At 70.0% G+C, this 16,822-nt stretch carries 14 protein-coding genes and 2 pseudogenes; 7 read left to right on the forward strand and 9 right to left on the reverse strand.

Translation table 11 applies throughout. The annotated features are described in order from the left end of the window. Positions 1–63: 63 nt before the first annotated feature. On the forward strand, positions 64–1,503 hold the full coding sequence (locus ACQEXA_RS55910) for an IS701 family transposase (protein ID WP_433134810.1): 1,440 nt from the start codon (positions 64–66) through the stop codon (positions 1,501–1,503). Between the two features lie 124 nt (positions 1,504–1,627). Here ACQEXA_RS55910 and ACQEXA_RS55915 read toward each other — a convergent pair whose 3' ends face one another. Next, positions 1,628–1,810, reverse strand: a complete 183-nt coding sequence (locus tag ACQEXA_RS55915; RefSeq protein WP_432920707.1) for a hypothetical protein — start codon at positions 1,808–1,810, stop codon at positions 1,628–1,630. A 544-nt stretch (positions 1,811–2,354) separates the two neighbouring features. Here ACQEXA_RS55915 and ACQEXA_RS55920 point away from each other — a divergent pair. Beyond that, positions 2,355–2,945: an integrase core domain-containing protein gene (locus ACQEXA_RS55920; protein ID WP_432920704.1), complete on the forward strand. Its 591-nt coding sequence runs from the start codon at positions 2,355–2,357 to the stop codon at positions 2,943–2,945. Positions 2,946–3,056: 111 nt separating this feature from the next. Here the strand turns inward: ACQEXA_RS55920 and ACQEXA_RS55925 are convergent, their stop codons facing one another. The 4 genes and pseudogenes from ACQEXA_RS55925 to ACQEXA_RS55940 all read right to left on the reverse strand — a co-directional run. Continuing rightward, positions 3,057–3,725, reverse strand: a complete 669-nt coding sequence (locus ACQEXA_RS55925) for a nucleotidyl transferase AbiEii/AbiGii toxin family protein (protein WP_432920701.1) — start codon at positions 3,723–3,725, stop codon at positions 3,057–3,059. A 5-nt stretch (positions 3,726–3,730) separates the two neighbouring features. Further along, positions 3,731–4,123 carry a hypothetical protein gene (locus ACQEXA_RS55930; RefSeq protein ID WP_432920698.1) on the reverse strand — a complete coding sequence of 131 codons (393 nt, stop codon included), beginning with the start codon at positions 4,121–4,123 and terminating at the stop codon, positions 3,731–3,733. Positions 4,124–4,850: 727 nt separating this feature from the next. Continuing rightward, on the reverse strand, positions 4,851–5,279 hold the full coding sequence (locus ACQEXA_RS55935; RefSeq protein ID WP_432920695.1) for a DUF2399 domain-containing protein: 429 nt from the start codon (positions 5,277–5,279) through the stop codon (positions 4,851–4,853). Between the two features lie 24 nt (positions 5,280–5,303). Further along, positions 5,304–5,480, reverse strand: a pseudogene (locus ACQEXA_RS55940) (TIGR02679 domain-containing protein); the annotation flags it as partial. A 44-nt stretch (positions 5,481–5,524) separates the two neighbouring features. Here ACQEXA_RS55940 and ACQEXA_RS55945 point away from each other — a divergent pair. The 4 genes from ACQEXA_RS55945 to ACQEXA_RS55960 all read left to right on the forward strand — a co-directional run bounded on the left by ACQEXA_RS55945 (position 5,525) and on the right by ACQEXA_RS55960 (position 10,437). After that, positions 5,525–5,878: a Tn3 family transposase gene (locus ACQEXA_RS55945; RefSeq protein ID WP_432920692.1), complete on the forward strand. Its 354-nt coding sequence runs from the start codon at positions 5,525–5,527 to the stop codon at positions 5,876–5,878. 185 nt (positions 5,879–6,063) lie between these two features. After that, the gene (locus tag ACQEXA_RS55950; protein WP_433134122.1) at positions 6,064–7,284 is read left to right on the forward strand and encodes an RNA-guided endonuclease InsQ/TnpB family protein; all 1,221 of its coding nucleotides are present in this window, start codon (positions 6,064–6,066) and stop codon (positions 7,282–7,284) included. Positions 7,285–7,477: 193 nt separating this feature from the next. Further along, complete coding sequence (locus tag ACQEXA_RS55955) at positions 7,478–7,951, forward strand: hypothetical protein (protein WP_433134125.1); 474 nt, start codon at positions 7,478–7,480, stop codon at positions 7,949–7,951. Between the two features lie 143 nt (positions 7,952–8,094). Further along, on the forward strand, positions 8,095–10,437 hold the full coding sequence (locus ACQEXA_RS55960) for a tetratricopeptide repeat protein (protein WP_433134127.1): 2,343 nt from the start codon (positions 8,095–8,097) through the stop codon (positions 10,435–10,437). 129 nt (positions 10,438–10,566) lie between these two features. Here ACQEXA_RS55960 and ACQEXA_RS55965 read toward each other — a convergent pair whose 3' ends face one another. The 4 genes and pseudogenes from ACQEXA_RS55965 to ACQEXA_RS55980 all read right to left on the reverse strand — a co-directional run bounded on the left by ACQEXA_RS55965 (position 10,567) and on the right by ACQEXA_RS55980 (position 13,920). After that, positions 10,567–11,964, reverse strand: coding sequence for an IS1380 family transposase (locus ACQEXA_RS55965; protein ID WP_433134130.1), 1,398 nt, complete (start codon positions 11,962–11,964; stop codon positions 10,567–10,569). Positions 11,965–12,496: 532 nt separating this feature from the next. Further along, a pseudogene (locus ACQEXA_RS55970) lies at positions 12,497–12,925 on the reverse strand (DUF2267 domain-containing protein); the annotation flags it as partial. 82 nt (positions 12,926–13,007) lie between these two features. Next, positions 13,008–13,403 carry a DUF2267 domain-containing protein gene (locus ACQEXA_RS55975; RefSeq protein WP_432920677.1) on the reverse strand — a complete coding sequence of 132 codons (396 nt, stop codon included), beginning with the start codon at positions 13,401–13,403 and terminating at the stop codon, positions 13,008–13,010. A gap of 97 nt (positions 13,404–13,500) precedes the next feature. Then, positions 13,501–13,920 (reverse strand): hypothetical protein, encoded by a 420-nt coding sequence (locus ACQEXA_RS55980; RefSeq protein ID WP_433134132.1) that lies wholly within the window; start codon positions 13,918–13,920, stop codon positions 13,501–13,503. A 543-nt stretch (positions 13,921–14,463) separates the two neighbouring features. On the opposite strand from ACQEXA_RS55980, the gene ACQEXA_RS55985 reads away from it, so the two are divergent. Further along, the gene (locus ACQEXA_RS55985) at positions 14,464–16,638 is read left to right on the forward strand and encodes a SpoIIE family protein phosphatase (protein WP_433134135.1); all 2,175 of its coding nucleotides are present in this window, start codon (positions 14,464–14,466) and stop codon (positions 16,636–16,638) included. Positions 16,639–16,822: the final 184 nt, after the last annotated feature.

A 16,822-nucleotide genomic window follows, 5' to 3' on the forward strand; every position in this document is an offset into this window, starting at 1 on the left:
CTGGGGCGGAACGTGCGGTAGGCCGGTAGGCGGGGGCGATGTTGTTCGGAGGTGGTCGCGATGGTGACCGCGAGGCGTCCGTGCCCGCCGGCGCCGGGGCCGCTGGAGGGCTACGCGGCCCGGTTCGACGACCTGTTCTCGTCGCTGGCGCAGCGGCGCGGGTTTAGGGAGTACCTGACCGGGCTGCTGGCCCCGCGGGACCGGAACAAGACGCTGACCTGCCTGGCCGGGGCGGAGCCGGTCGTGGGGGCCCAGCACCCGGCGGTGCAGCGGCTGCAGTTCTTCCTGTCCGAGTCGACCTGGGACCCTGAGCGGGTCAACGCCCGGCGGCTGGAGCTGCTGCTGCAGGGCGAGGCGACCGCCCCGCACGCCGGCGGGGTGCTGGTCATCGACGACTCCGGGGACCGCAAGGACGGCACTGCCACCGCGCACGTGGGCCGGCAGTGGCTGGGCCGGTACGGCAAGACCGACAACGCCGTGGTCACGGTGACCACGCTGTGGGCCGACGAGCGCCTCTACTACCCGCTGCACGCCGTGCCCTACACCCCGGCCCACCACTTCCCGCGGGGGAAGAGCGACCCGGCCTTCCGTACCAAGTGGAAGATTGCCGCCCAACTTGCCTGTCAGGCCAGGTTCTTGGGGATCGCGTTCCGGGCGGCGGTGGCCGACGGCGCCTACGGGGACCTGGACGACTTCCGGTGCGAGCTGCACGCCGCCAAGGTGCCGTTCGTGATGGCCGTCAAGCGCCGCCGCGGGGTGTGGGCCTACGGCGACCAGGCCCGCACCCCGGTGGACGCCGCCCGCGAACTGGCCTGGCACGGCCCCGAGGAGCCCGGCGCCTGGACGCCGGTGGTGCGCACCTTCCGCGACGGGCACACCGCCACCTGGTGGGCCGCCGACGCCACCTTGGGCTTTTGGGGTCCGGACGGCCTGACGCGGCTGGTGGTGGCCACCGCCGATCCGTCCACCCTGCCGGAGAAGGCCACCTGGTACCTGGCCACCGACCTGCCCCGCCCCGGCTCGCCCCGCGCGGCCGAGTCCCCCTATCCGCCCGCGGACCTGGCCGAGGTCGTGCGGATCTACGGGATTCGAAACTGGATCGAGCAGGGCTACAAGCAGGTCAAGGACGAGCTGGGGTGGGCCGACTTCCAGGTGCGCACCGATGTCGCGATCCGCCGCCACCAGACCCTGGTCAATTGCGCGTTCGCCTTCTGCTGGGAAGCAGGACGCACCAGCGCGGGACCTGAGAGTACGTCAACACTGGTGCCGGAAGCCGACGCTGGAGAGAGGGGGCCCGGCACTGCCGGCCCCGCCCCCACCGCCGTGCTGGCCGAAGGCGATTCGCGCCGTCCGCGGCTGGCTGACCCCGTCGATCGTGCTGCAACGCTGGTGGCGGGCCTGGTCCAACGCGCCCCCTCCACCCGAACTCCAAGCCCTGATCGACGCGGTCACCACCGGACAGACCCTGAACCTCTACCCCCCGAACTAACAAACCACCGCTAATACTCGAAGAACTCTTCCTGCAGACCGAAGCCCGCTTCTGCCAAGTGGAGACCTGGCGGCGGATGCGGCACTACGTCCACGGACTGCTCAGCCCATTGGCTTGATCCCAACCTGAAGTAGCAGGTCACAGCTGGTGTGGGCGGTGGGTGAAGTACTCGTGCTGATGAATACAGTGATCGTTGCGGGGTGATCGTCCGTCACCGGGAGATGCGGCCCCGCGGAACTGCCTGAACGCCACCTCGGTGGCCTCCAGCCTGTGGGTGCCGACAATCCCGTCACCTGTGGTGAGCTGCGGCTTCAGGGTCACGATGTGATCACATCGAAGTTACTCGTGAACCCGCCGGCACACGCTGGGGAAGCGTGACGTTCCGTCTGGTCTACCGATTCAGCTGCGTCCTGCTCGGCTGGCTGCGCCTGCCGGCCCGCTCCTCCGCGGCCAAGGATGTCGAGATACTGGTGCTCCGGCACCAGCTGGCCGTCCTGCAGCGCAGCAGCCCCAAGCCAGCCATCACCCGCTGGGACCGCGCGGTGCTCGCAGCCCTGCTCCGGTTGCTGAGTAAGCGTCATCGTTCGGCGCTGAAGTTGCTGGTCACCCCGCGTACCGTGCTGCGCTGGCACGCGAGGCTGGTCGCGAAGAAGTGGACCTATCCACACCGAGGCCCGAGCCGCTCGGCCAAGCCCGAGGCACTGCGTGCTCTGGTACTGCGCCTGGCTCGCGAGAACGACGGATGGGGGTATCGCCGGATCCACGGCGAACTGCTCAACCTGGGCTGGAAGGTCGCCGCCTCCTCCATCTGGGAGATCTTGAAAAGGGCCGGCATCGACCCGGCGCCCCAGTGCGCCGACCGCTCATGGTCCGGTTTCTCACCGCCAAGGCCGCGGGTACCCTCGCCGTCGATGTCTGCCACATGGACACGGTTTTCCTCAGGCGCTTGTTCGTCCTGTTCTTCGTCGAGCACGGCTCCCGGCGGGTGCACATCGCCGGTGTCACCCGCAACGTCACCGCCCAGTGGGCGGCCCAGCAGGCCTGCAACCTCCTGATGAGCTTGGACGACACGCGCACCGCCGGCATCCGGTACCTGATCCGGGATAACGCCGGGTACTTCAGCGAGGGCTTCGACGCGGTCTTCACCGCCGTCGGAGCCCGCGTGGTGCCCATCCTGCCGGGCGTGCCTCGGATGAACGCGATCGCCGAGCGCTGGGTCGGCTCGTGCCGCCGCGAGGCCACCGACCGGATCTTGATCACCGGAGAGCGGCACCTGCGGCTCGTGGTCGAGGAGTATGCCAGCCACCACAACGAATATCGGCCTCACCGATCACTCGCACAACGATGCCCCGATGGTGTCGGCGCGCCTGAACCGCCCACTATCAACGGCCCATCGCGCATCCTCCGGCGTGACCGACTCGGCGGCCTCATCCACGAGTACGCGCAGGTCGCATAGGGTGACGGAGATTGTCGGCACGCACACGGGTCGCTGAGCCGCGTGAGCGAGAGCTATTGGGTTCTGGTGGTCTCGTCGGCAGCTTGCAGATGCACTCTGGTGCGGATGCGATCAGTCGATGTCCGGATCATCGGATTCTTCGAGGAGTCGGGTCGCGAGATCGTCGGCCCACTCCACGGCCCAGGTACGAAGAGCGGTGATCGTGGTCTCGTCCAGGCCGTAGGCGGCGAAGGCTTCGTCGTCGGTCCACTCGGCGCCCGTGAGGTTCGACTGCAGGTCCTCGGGCTCGAAGCGGCCGCGGGCGTGGCGGCGGCCGAACTTCTCGAGCTCGGCATTGGTCCACCGGCGGGAGGCTGCGAACACGTCGATCAGATCACGGGGCGCGCCGCGGTCGGCGAGGGCGCGGACCTTGGTCCCGATCACGTCCTCCTCCGCGAGGACGGGCCCGTACGGGCTCTGGGCGACCGGCCGCCAGAAGATCTCCTTGAGGATGTCGACTTCGCACTCCTGCCCGGTGGCCGGGTCGGTCACGGTGAAGCGGGCGGACAGCGGGGCCGTCTCCAGCGCGTGCACCTTCCAGCCACGGGCTTCCAGGCCGACGCGGAGCGTGGCGGCGATGTCGGCCATGGGCGCCGGGTTCTCGGTGGCGACATCAAGGTCCTGGCTGGGGCGGTTCACGAGGCGGTGCGCCCGTACGGCGTATCCGCCGGTGAGAACCAGTGGATACGGGGAGCCGAGCGCGATCACATCCGCCAAAAGCCGCATGTGCAGCTCCGGCATGTCCGTCACGCGGCTGCCCGAGTGCGGGAGGCGAGCTGGGGGAAGGCGTCTTCCCATACGGTGCGCACGGTGCGACCGACGAGTGTGCGTAGCACCGGCCACAGCTGGAGGAGCAGGTCCTGGTTGAGGTAACGGGGCAGGTCGTCGTGCAGGCCCTCGTGCAGGACGGTGCGGTACAGGCCCATGCGCTGGCGAGGCTTGCCCATGTCGTACGACGCCATCCCGGACCAGGCCATGTGCAGCGGCAGCTCCACGACACCGTGGGTCGGCCCTCGGAGCTCGTCTAGCGATTCCGGCAGGCGGCGCCGGAACTTCTCCCTGTACAGCGCGAGGTCGTCGGCGTCCGCGCTTGAGGGGGCCATCGGCGCGGGTGCGGGGTGCTGTGGGCTAGAGGGCATGACGCCATTATGGCGGCCGGAGAAGTGGCGCGGGTCATGACGTGCGAGCCGACGTCTGGAGTGAGCGGAGCGTCTCTGGTCAGCTAAGCGATCCGTTACGAGACATGATATCTGGGAGGGGATCTGCCCACCTGGGTGGGGAGGCGTGAGCGTGGAGGTGGAATCCCGCGCCCAGCGCTGCTCCTCGTGGCCGGTGTCGGCTGGTGGTGGGTGTGCTGATCGTGTGCATGCCCTGGTGCCGGTGGGCTGCGCGGGGCAGCCGGGTCCGGCCCGTTGTGCGTGTCCCTCCGGACGCTGGCCGGCAGGACCACATAAGCGGTCTGCTGGGGAGGGAGCGTCTCTGGTTGGCTTAGCGAGGCTGAGCGTTGCTCAGCCTTGGGAGCCAATCGCCTTCGTGCCCTGGTACTGAACGACAGGAGCCGCCAGTCCGCGTGGCACGTCCCTCCGGACGCTGGTCGACCGGGCCGCAAGACCCGACCGAGGAGGGTGCCCGACGTCGCCTGGGCGCCGGGCGTGCGCGTAGCACTCTGCCACAGGTTCACTACGGTTCGTTAATCCAACTGGTGAGCCTCGCGTCGCCTGGGCGCGAGGGGGGTACGGGGCCGGGTAGGGCCGGTCTTCGACCGGTCTGGCCGAAATCGCATCGGCGTCAGGTGCGGGTGAGGTCGGCCAGGAGCGCGGGCAGCAGGCGCTCCTCCATGACGGCTTGACCCGACTCCCTCATGGCTCACGCCAGTTGGGGGTCCCAGGGGCTTGTGGCGGGTGGGCCGCCGAGAGGTGTGGACTGGCCGTGGCCGAGGGCTTCGCGGTAGTCGGCGGTGGTCATGCGCCAGGGGTGGGCCCCATGGCGTTCCACGGCGGTGGCGGTGATGCGCAGGCCCGCCCAGTCGAAGTCGGCCCGCCAGTACAGCCGGGCTCCGGCGCGTACCGCGTCGGCGAGCAGTTTGTGGCAGGCGGCGGACGGTACGCCCTCGGTGCACACCAGGGCTGCGCTGCCGGCTTCGAGTTCGGCGGCGGCCGCGCGCAGGACGGCCGGGTTCTCGCACACGAAGATGTCAGCGGCGGCGGGGACGACGGGGTCGGATGCGAGTTGGTGGAGGGTGAGCCGGAACGGGATGCCGAAGTCGGCGGCATCGCGCAGCCAGTCGCAGACCACCGTGTCGCCCTCGGGGCGGACGCCCAGGACGAGGACCTGGCTGGCGAGGTCGTCGGCGATGGCGCCCGCGCTCTCCCGCAGGGCACGGCGTCCGGCCCTCTCGCGCGGGACTTCGTCGCCTGTGCGCTGGGCGAGGGCGCGCAGGACGAGCTGTTCGAGCCGGGTGCCGGGGACGAGGGCTTTGGTGTCGCCGGTGGCCCATTCGGCGAGGACCTCAGCGGGAGATCGAGGAGGGCCTGAACGTCATGGAGTCCTCCAACGGCGCCAACAGTGTGATCGCCTACGGCAAGGGTGGGGAGATCGCCTCGAACCGGCGCGACGAGCAGGAGATGTTCGTCCTGTGCCTGCGGATCCTCCAGTCCGCCCTGGTCTACGTGAACACCCTCATGCTCCAGGACGTCCTCGCCGAACCGGAGTGGGCCGACGTCCTCACACCCGCCGACCGGCGCGGCCTGACCCCGCTGTTCTGGTCCCACGTACGCCCGTACGGGGAAGTAAACCTCGACATGGACGCCCGCCTGAACCTCACCGCGGTCACCGTGCCAGGCCCTCGCATACCAGCGGACGCTGACGACGAGCAGCCAGCCGACCGAGCGTGAGTTCACCGGCTTTCTCCGAGGATGCCCCGGCCTTCAGGCCGGGGAGGAATCGGACTCCTGCGGAGCAGGGCAGGGACAGCCGGATCGCCGTCAGGGCGATCCGGCGTCCACCCCGCACGGCCGTGATGCCGCCCACAACGGTCAAGAACTCTCAACTGTCAGTCCTCCCAGGTAGGTTCGGATGCATGACGACAGAAGCGACCACGAAGGACACCGGGCATGCCCGGTACACCTTCCGTGTACGCCTGTCGAAGACAGCCCGGCGCGCACTCGAAGCCGAGTGGGATCGCTGCCGCTGGATCTGGAACGAATGCGTGGCCAAGTCCCGGCAGGCCCACGCGCAGAGCAGAGCGGGCGGCGAGAAGTTGACGTGTGGTCCGGCGCAGCTGGACAGGATGCTGACCGACGCCCGCGGGGTGACAGCGTGGCTGGCTGAGGGTGCCTCGGTGCCGCAGCAGCAGGTGATTGGGGAGTTCGCCAGGTCGAGGGCGAAGGCGCTGAAGGACATCAAGGACGGGCTTGCGCAGCACCGCCGGGCCGGGATGCCCCGCTTCAAGCGCAAGCGTGACAGCCGACCGTCGCTGAACTACACCCGGCGCGGTTTCCGCCTCAAGGAGGGCCGCCTGCACCTTGCGGGCCAGATCGTGCTGAGCGTGGTGTGGTCGCGGGCTCTTCCGGCCGACCCGTCGAGCGTGCGCGTGTATCAGGACACGCTCGGGCATTGGTACGCCTCCTTCGTCGCCCCGGCCCAGGTCGAGCCGCTTGTGGAGACCGGCCACGTCCTGGGCGTGGACTGGGGTGTGAAGGAGACCGCGACCACCACGGATGACGCCTACGACCTTCCGCATGCCGAACACGGCAAGCGGTCCGCTCAGCGGCTCGCGAAGTACCAGCGGATGATGGCCCGGCGCCGGCGACCGAAAGGACAGCGTGCATCCACCGGCTACCGGAAGGCGCAGGCACAGGCAGCGAGGCTGCACAGGAAGGTCGCGCGGCAGCGGGAGGACACCGGCCGCAAGTGGGCCAAGGCCGTCATGCGCGATCATGACGGGGTGGCGGTGGAGGACTTCAGGCCGAAGTTCCTCGCGAAGACCACCATGGCCCGCAAGGCGGCCGACGCGGCCATCGCGGCGACGAAGCGTGCCCTGATCGAGATGGGCCGCAAGCACGCACGGGACGTCCGTCTCGTGCACCCGGCGCACACCACGATGGACTGCGCAACGTGCGGGGCGAGAACCAAGCACGCACTCCCTCTCTCGATGAGAACCTATGCCTGCACCGTGTGCGGAGCCGTGTCCCCCAGGGACAAGAACTCCGCCCGCGTGATGCTGGTCCGGGCAGGTTGGAACCCGGACGGTGCCGAGGGCGTAAGACCACCTGGTCCGCTGGACCAAGAGGCAGCCTGAGCCGTAAATCCCCGCTCAACCCTGGAGGGTGGAGAATCCCCTCCCTTCAGGGAGGGGAGCCTTCAAGTACAGTCGAGAGCGCCCGTTTTGGGGTGCCGGGGAAGCTTCAAGTGGGTTCGGCCAGACGGGGTGCGAGAGCCCCGCATGCGGCGCTACCGTCCCCATCAACACCGCGATTTAGGGGGAGGTCGGGATGCTCGACCAGGCATTGATCGCACTGGCCGCATCCGGCGGCACGGCGCTGGTGACGGCGGCAGGGACGGACGCTTGGAGGGGCCTACAGCAGGCGGTGGCGCGCTGGTTCGGCCGGGGCGATACGCAGCGTGAGCAGGCCGAGCTGGAGCGCCTGGAGCAGACCGCGGCCGCCGTGCAGGCCACGGGCCCGGTGGAGGCGGAGCAGGCACGCAACCGCCAGGAGGCCGTCTGGCAGACCCGCATCGAGACTCTGCTGGAAAACTTGGACGGGGCCGAGCGGGAGCGGGCGGCCGAGCAGCTGCGCAGCCTGCTCGCACAGCACGGCCCCCAGGGCGGCGTGGTCGCCGGGCCGGGCGGACTGGCCGCGAACACGGTGGACATCAACGCCGAGCAGGGCTCGATCGCCGCCGGTGTGATCCACGGAGGGGCGCAGATCGGCACCCCTCCCATGCCGGCTCCGCCCCAGGGCTGAGCGGACCGGCCACCGCAAGCCCACCCAAAGTCCCGCGCCACCCCGTCGGAGACGGCACCGGGGGCATCACCGCAACCGGCGGCGGCATCGCCGCCGGAACAGTCACCGGGGGAATCCACCAACATCGGCATGCCGCACCACGCGTGCCCGCAGCGTGGCCGCATCAGGTCGGCGTTGTCCCCTCCCGGGCGCAGTCCTTCCAGCAACGTGCCGAGGCCGACCGGCTGCGGGTGGAGATCGACAGCGGCGGTACCGCGGTGCTGCGCCAAGTGCTGACCGGCATGGGCGGGGTGGGCAAGACCCAGCTCGCCGCGGACTACGCCCACACCGCCTGGGATGTCGGCAGCCTCGACGTCCTGGTCTGGATCACCGCCAGCGCGCGCTCGCCCGTCGTGACCGGATACGCGCAGGCTGGCATCGAGCTTTGCCAAGCCGACCACGACAATCCGGAACAGGCAGCCCGCTCCTTCCTGGCCTGGCTCACCCCCAAGGCCGGGCAGAAGCCGTGCCGGTGGCTGATCGTTCTGGACGACGTTGCCGACTCGGAGGATCTGCGCGGTCTGTGGCCGCCTGCCAGCCCGTACGGCCGGACCCTGGTCACCACCCGCCGCCGTGACGCCGCCCTGACCGGGGAAGGCCGCCGCCTGGTTGACGTTGGCCTGTTCACCGAGGCCGAAGCCGTCGCCTACCTAACCATGTCCCTGGCCGCCCACGGCCGAGTCGAGCCCGCCGACCAGCTCACCGCCCTGGGCCGCGAGCTCGGTTACTTGCCCCTGGCCCTCTCCCAGGCCGCCGCTTACCTCATCGACGCCGGCGAGGCCGCGGCCGCCTACCGCGACCTGCTGGCCGACCGCGCCACCACGCTCGCCGACCTCGCCCCCGACGCACTGCCCGACGAGCAGGCCGTCGCCCTGGCCGCCGCGTGGTCCCTGTCCATCACCCGCGCCGACACGCTTCGCCCCGCCGGCCTGGCCCGGCCCATGCTCCATCTGGCTGCCCTACTCGACGCCAACGGCATTCCCCAGGACGTGCTGACCGGCGAGGTGGCCCGCGCTCACCTCGCCGCACACCGCACCGCAACCGGCCCCAACCCCACCGCGGAACTCGCCCCCGTCTCCCGCCCAGACGCGGTGCGCGTCCTGCGCGCCCTGGACCGGCTCAGCCTCATCGACCACAGACCGGGCACCCCCCACCAGGCTGTCCGCGTCCACCAGCTCATCCAGCGGGCCACCCGCGATACCCTCACCCCCGAACAGCGAGACCAGTACGCCCGCACCGCCGCCGATGCCCTCATGGCCGCCTGGCCCGAGAGCGAACGCAATACCGTCCTCGCCCAGGCCCTGCGCGCCAACACCGACGCCCTCACCCGCCACGCCGAAGACGTCCTGTACCGGCCCGACGCGCACACCATCCTTTACCGCGCGGGCAGAAGTCTCGGTGAAACCGGCCAGGTTACCGCTGCCATCACGCACTTCCGATATCTGGTCCATGCTGCCCGTGAGCACCTTGGCCCAGGCCATCTCGACGCTCTGGAATCCCGCCATCACCTGGCTCTGTGGTGCGGGGAGGCGGGTGATCCGGCTGGGGCGGCTGCCGCGTTCGCCGAACTGCTGGCTGACCGGGAACGGTTGCTGGGCCCGGACCACCCTCGCACCCTGGATGCCCGATGTGAGCTTGCCCTGTGGCGAGGGGAGGCGGGTGATCCGGCCGGGGCAGCCGCCGGGTTCGCCGAACTTCTGACCGACTATCTGCGTGTGCTGGGCCCCGACCACCCCCGCACCCTGGATGCCCGTCACCACCTCACCTACTGGCGTGGGCAGGCGGGTGATCCGGCCGGGGCAGCCGCCGGGTTCGCCGAACTTCTGACCGACTATCTGCGTGTGCTGGGCCCCGACCACCCCGACACCCTGGGCATCCGAGGCAACCTGGCTCGGTGGCGAGGGGAGGCGGGTGATCCGGCCGGGGCAGCCGCCGCGTTCGCCGAACTGCTGGCTGACCGGGAACGGTTGCTGGGCCCCGGCCACCCCCGCACCCTGATCACCCGGAGCGATCTCGCGCTGTGGCGAGGGGAGGCGGGGGATGCGACTGGCGCGGCTGCCGCGTTCGCCGAACTGTTGGTTGACCGGGAACGGTTGCTGGGCCCGGACCACCCCGACACCCTAACCGCCCACTATCACCTTGCCCAGTATCAGGGGAAGTCGGGGGATCCGGCTGGGGCCGCAGATGCCCTGGCCGAACTCCTAAAGCAAACGCTGCGGGTGCTCGGCCCGGACCATCCCCACACTCTGAACACTCGCCACCACCTCGCTTTGTGGCGGGGCCGGGCGGGGGATGCGACTGGCGCGGCTGCCGCCTTCGCCGAGCTGCTCTCGGACATGGTGCGGGTGCTGGGCGAAGACCATCAGCACACCCTGATCACCCGCCACCAGCTCGCCGAGTGGCAGGAGACGCTAAGCCTCGATCCACCGACGTGGTTTGGGGAGTGATCTTCTGACTGGTTTCGAGCCGGTTTCCGGTCGGTGGTTGGTCATGGGCAGGTTGTAGCCGCTGGTCTGCCCAGCTTTTCCACGGTTCGGTTCCGGTCGGGCCCTGGCGGGCGGGGTGGGCAGGGGCTGTCAGGCCGGGCTGGGTGGGTCGTGGACGGTGTCGAACAGGTGTGTCCAGGCGTGTTGCCAGGGCCAGTTGTGCGGTAGGTGCAGCGTGATGCGCCGGGCGGAGTGGGCGAGGCGGGCCGGGACGTGGATCAGGTGGGTGCGGAGGGTGGCGGTGGTGGCCTTGGCGTGGAAGGCGGAGGCCAGGGCGCCGGTGGCCCGCAGCAGGTTGTAGGTCATCGCCCACAGGGTGAGCCAGGCGGCGTTGGCGTGGAAGTGCCCGGAGGGCAGGTGGGCCAGGGCGGAGGCTTTGCTGTCCGCGATGACCTGCTCGATCACCGCGTGGTGACGGTGTTCCCGTTCGGCTCGGAGCATTTCGGCAGGGTTGTCGGTGAAGAATGGGTGGTAGCGCCAGACGGGGAACAGTTCGCCCTGCTCACCCAGGACGGCGGGTTTGGCCAGGTCACGGACGCGGCGCACGATCAGCCGCCCGGTGACCCGCTCCGCTTTCTTGCGGCTGGCGAACGCGGTGTAGTGGGATATCTCGGCGACTTCGGCGTCTGAGATGAGTTCACCGGTTTCGGGGTCGGGCACCGCGGTCGGGTAGCTGATCTGCTGCCATTCCTCGTCGGGGATGCTGAGGACTGCCCGTTTGATGGAGGGGTTCATGCCGGTGGTGATCGAGAAGTGAGCCCCACTGCGGCGGCAGGCGGCGATGACACCGGCGTTGTAGAACTGGGAGTCGGCGCGCAGGATACGGGTGCCGGTGCAGCCGGCCTCAATGGCGGTGGCCAGGGCCTCGCTGACGAATTTGGGGGCGCCGCGGGCGTCGGCTGCCCTGCCGCGGCGCATGCGGACTTGGGCGATCACCGGTCTCGACTGCGGGGTGCAGATCGTGGCGAGCAGTGGGTGCAGGGTGCGGATGCCTTTGAACCGGCCGTACTCGGCGCCCTGCTTGGTACGTCCGTAGACGCGTTTGTGGGTGGAGTCGATGTCGATGAACGCCATTGCGTCGGCGCTGGGCAGCAGCGGGGTGTGCGCGGCCAGTGCGCCAAGGAACCGGCGGTGCACGGCGTGGAGTTGGAGAGCATGGCCGTGGGTGAAGGCGCGCAGGAACGTGCCCAGCGTGGACGGGGCACGGATGCCGCCGAACGCGGCCGGCATAGCACCGTGGCGCAGAACGTTCAGGTCGTCGATGCTGTCCGCGCCTGCGGCCATGCCGCCCATGATGCTGGCGACCTTGGCGTCCGCCGACGCGCTCGCGCCGTTCTTCGTCCGGGTCAGTCTCACCATGTCGGCCACCATGCGGGAAAGCCCGCACCGCTCGGCCAGCCGCATCACCGGGACCAGCCCGGCACACGCGATCAGATTCGGTTCATCGAACGCAGCGGAGACCGCCGCCGGGGTATGGGAAACTTGCATCTCGGAAGTGCCTTGTTGATTGTGCGTGCTGGAAGCCTGAAGAACTCCCATCATCGCAGGTCACAAGGCACTTCCTCGTTTCAAGCGGAGTTATCCACAGACATCAAACCGGTGGATCAAGGCTTAGCGGTGGCGGCAAGTTCCTCTCGGCGGGAGACGAAGTCGGGTGGCGGCGTGGTGTAAAGCTCGTCGAGAGCCGCCTCCACATCATGCTCCCCGCCGCCCCCGCGCGCCCTTGTGCTGCATGATCCTCAGACTCCATCGAGCCAGGCCCCCGCGCACCTCGGGTCCACTCGCCCGCGCGCCGTGGCACCGCCCCGGCCCGCGCACCAGCGGGAGACGGGGCGAAGCCCTGATCCCGAGCGGGAACCAGGGCTTCGAACGATGGGCATGAGGGGGGACCTGGCACACCCCCGGGGTGCCAGGCGCGATGTCGGGGCCGCCGACGGCACGAGTCCCGTGGGGTCCTTGCAGCCCGTGCACGCGTCAGCGTCCGTAACGGCTTGGGCGCCGGGAGGAGACGTCCCGCCTCTGCGGCGGGGGTGAGTTCGGCGCGGCCGAACAGCAGGGCGTAGCCGGAGGGGAGTTGGTGCAGGATGCGGGGGAGGAGGTCGGGGCCGGCCAGGACTGCGACGGCGCAGAGGACGGATCCGGTGTCCCAGCGGGTGGCCAGGGTGGCGCCGGTGCGGGCGGCGAGGCCTTTGACGAAGGCCTAGCCGGTGAGGGGCTGGGTGTCGGGGATCTGCGCGGTGAGGATGCGTGCGGCTTCGAAGGGCAGGCGGGTGGCCAGTTCGATGCGTTCGTCGCCCGTCAGCCGGCGTCCGAGTCCAGCGAGGACCAGGCGGACGGCTTCCTCAGCCCGTTCCCGGGTGGGGTAGGCGCCTTCGGAGCGGACCTTCTCCAGCATCTGCTCGTACGTCGTGACGGACAGGTGCTGGAGCGGTGGAGTCCAGTCGGACATCACTGCGGTTGTTGATTTTCTGTCGCCGAGGTGATGGAGCCAGAGCCCGGCACAGATGTGCGGGCGCCGGGTGTGGGGGTGGTCAGGTCGGCTGAGGGCGGCCGAAGAGGAGGTCGTAGCCCGTGGGGAGCTGGAGCAGGATCTGCCCCAGCAGTTCGTCGCCGGCCGTGTCGGCGACGGTGCTGAGGACGGCGCTGACGTCCCAGGCCGCGGTCTGGTCCGTGGCCCCCTCGATCCAGGCCGCCGTCGCCCGCAGGAACCGCTCCGGTGGCAGGGGTTCGGCGCTCTGCAGCGGGTTGAGCAGGATCAGGGCGAAGTCTTCCGGCAGACGCGCTGCCAGCTGGGCGCGCACCTGGCCGACCAGGTGTGCGCCCAGCAGGGCGAGCACCACGCGGGCTGCGCGTTGTGCTTCCTGCCGGCTGTCGTACTCGCCGCGTTCCTTGACCCGGTCGAGGAATGCTTCCCACCGCAGGCTCACTTCGGCACCACCCTTCTCCGTGTCCAGAGGGGTACGGAGGACGGGGTGAGGGGGAGATCAGGTACCCGTCCTCCGCCGCTGTTCGGCCTCGCTCGGCTCAGCCGGAGATCTCCTGGCGGTCGGATCCACTGCTGATGGCGATCTTGCGGGGCTTGGCGCGTTCGGCGATCGGGATGCGCAGGGCCACCAGCAAAGCGACCCGATGCAGGACGGTGGAAAACACCGGCAATCCCTTTGCTGCAGCGCCCTTCCACTTGCGGAACGCCACGATCCCCCAGAACAGAGGGAACGGCAGGCAGGCGATCGCAGCAAGGGCGAAAATGGGCACAGCAAGCAGGTTCCCTGCGTTTGCGGCGATGCCAGGTGAATCGTCGCCGGGGATGATCATCGGGTGTTCCACGTACCAATGTGCGCGGAGAGTCGCCTGTACGAACACGGCAGGGAACACGATTGAGGCCAGGGCGGCCGCGCCATACCAGCGCCAGGATTGGGTCGTTGCCCCGCCAGTCGTTGCCACCGCATCTCCTTGTCCGTCCAACGTGCCACAGCCGTACCCACCGCTCGGTCTGTCAACGAGTCCGTCATGCCAAGGCTGGCGCCGATCAGCGCAGCGAGAGTGTAGGCGCTCACCAGGCACGTGTCTGCTGACGGCATGCCTCGTCCTTGATTGCCTACAGCAGCGACGTACAGCAACCACCGCGCCCGCGGTCCATGTCGTAGCGGCCAGCGTCCAAGATCGCGATGGTCCCAAGTACCCTCTGCTGCGGACCCGCCTCAACCACCCGGATGTGCGGAAAATCTGGGCCGACCTGGGCTTGGCCGGCCGCCTGATCGACTGGACCTCCCAGATCCTCGGCCGCGAGCTCGAGATCGTCCGCAGAGACCCTAGCCAGCGCGGTTCCAGGTGCAGCCGAAGGTGGGTGATCGAGCGCACGCTGTCGTGGAGCGCCCGCCATGTCAGCGTGTGCCTGGTGCCCGGACGATCATCCCCGAAGCACCCTCGGGGCCGGCAGCCAGGCCTCCCGCGCGGGGACGGCTGATGCGGACGTACGGTGCTGGTATGTGCGCCATAGGGGAAGACGGCGCCGCCCAGTCCTACGGGTCCCGCCCCCCTTCGCCTGCCACCGAGTTGGTACGCCGGGCCGCGCTGGACCAGCTGCTGGAGCTGGCCGTGCGCGACACGGGCATGCACGCGGGAGCGGTCTTCCTGCTGGCGTCCGACGGGCGGGCGCTGCGGCTGGAGGTGACCGCGGGCATACCGGCGGAGTATCTCGCGCCGTGGTTCGCGGTGGCCCTGTCGAGTCCCGTTCCGGTGGCCGAGGCGGTACGCGAACGGCGGCTGGTCTGGCTCGGCGACCCCGAGGAGTTTGCCCGTCGTTACCCGCGCACGGCGATCGCCCTGCCGTACCACCATGCGGCGGCCGCGGCGCCGATCCTCACCGGCACGACGGTCTGGGGCGCGCTGCTGCTGTTCTGGCCCGGCTCCGACACAGCCGGGACCGCTGGTCCGAGCCCCGAGCGGGTTCGCGCCGTCTGCCGGCGCCTGGGGCGGTTCCTGCGCGACGCCGCCGACACCGGCCACGCCGTCGGTCCCGGACCGGCACCACGCAGCCTGCTGCAGGCGCCCGCCCTCAAGCGGGCACCGGCCGAGGCGCTGGCCGCGGCGGACTTCGCCGAGCGGCTGCCTGGGGGCAGCTGCTCCCTCGACCTCGAGGGCAGGTTCACCTACGTCAGTGCCACCGCCGCCGCTCTGCTCGGCCGGAGCATCCACGATCTGATCGGCACACGCCCCCGGCAGTCCTTGCCCTGGTGCACCGACTCGGCCTTCGAGGACCACTTCCGCGCCGCCGTGGTCAGTCGCAAGCCCGGTTACTACGCCGCCATGCTCGCGCCGGACCGGTGGCTCGCATTCGAGCTGTACCCCGACGGGTCCGGGGTGAGCGTCCGTATCTCGCCGACCGATCCGGGCGGAGCCTTTCAGACTGCGCCCACCAGGACGAGGGCGCCCCACGGCGAGCCGATCCCCCTGGGCGAGGTCTACCGGGTGCTGCACCTGGCCGCCGCCCTCTCCGAGGCCGTGGGCGTGGGCGACGTGGTCGATCTGGTCACAGAAGAGATGCTGCCGGCCTTCGGAGCCCGGACCGTGGCCCTGCTCGCGGCCGAGGACGGCAGAATGCGTGTCATCGGCTGTCGCGGATACCACCCCCGGCTCCTGGAGCAGTTCGACGGAGCGCCACTGACCTTCCCGGCGCCCGCGGTCCGGGTCCTCGCCACCGGCGTGCCGGCCTTCTTCGCCACCTTCGAGGAGCTGTCTCATGCCTACCCGCCCGCCCCCCGCCAGAAAGGTCAGCACGCGTGGGCCTTTCTGCCACTGATTGCCTCCGGGCATCCGGTGGGCTCGTGCGTCTTCGCCTTCGACCGGCCCCACCCCTTCCCCGACCAAGAGCGGGTCGTCTTCACCGCACTTGCGGGACTGATCGCTCAGGCGCTGGAACGAGCCCGCCTTTACGACACCAGCAAGGAGCTCGCGCAGACCCTTCAAGCGGCTCTGCTCCCCGCCTCGCTGCCCGACCTTCCCGGACTGGATGTGGCCGCCCGTTACCTGCCCAGCGCCCGCGGTATGGACATCGGCGGCGACTTCTACAACCTGGCCCGGGTGGACGACACCACCGCGGCCGCAGTCATCGGCGACGTCCAGGGCCACAACGTCACGGCCGCCGCGCTCATGGGCCGGATCCGCCCCGCCATCCGCTCCCAGGCCCTCGCCGGGGCCACGCCGGCGCAGGCCCTCGCGCAGACCAACCGCCTGCTGGTCGACATGGATACGGGCCGCTTCGTCAGCTGCCTGTACGTCCATCTCGACCTCGCACGCCACCGGGCCGTCTTCGCCACTGCCGGGCACCCCCCGCCGGTTCTGCGTCACCCGGACGGGCACGCCGAGGTCCTCGCCCTACCGCCCGGACTGCTGCTCGGCATCGACCCCAACGCGGACTATCCCTCCACCGAGATCCCGCTGACGGCCGGCACCGTCCTCGCTCTGTACACCGACGGACTCGTCGAAACACCCGGGGTCGACCTGGACGACGCCATGGCCGGGCTTGCCGCCCAGCTCGCCCAGTCCAGGCCCCAGCCCATGGACCGGCTCGCCACAACCCTGATCGACCATGCACGGCACACCGCCCCCCGGACAGACGACATCGCCTTGCTGCTCATCGGGCTCACCACCGCCGGGTAGGGCACCCGCGGGTCCCACGGGGCCGGCCGGCGGGCTGACCAGTTACGGTGCAGCCGCAGGACACGCGGATGGAGTCGATCAGCATCGTCGGCGCGCCCGCGCGATCCGCTCCGGCCTGCGTGTGGAGAAACCCCGCGCCCACGCAGCGCACCAACCAAGATCACGGCCTTCCGCCGCGCAGCCC

The organism is Streptomyces sp. CA-106110, assembly GCF_050936285.1.
GTDB lineage: Bacteria > Actinomycetota > Actinomycetes > Streptomycetales > Streptomycetaceae > Streptomyces.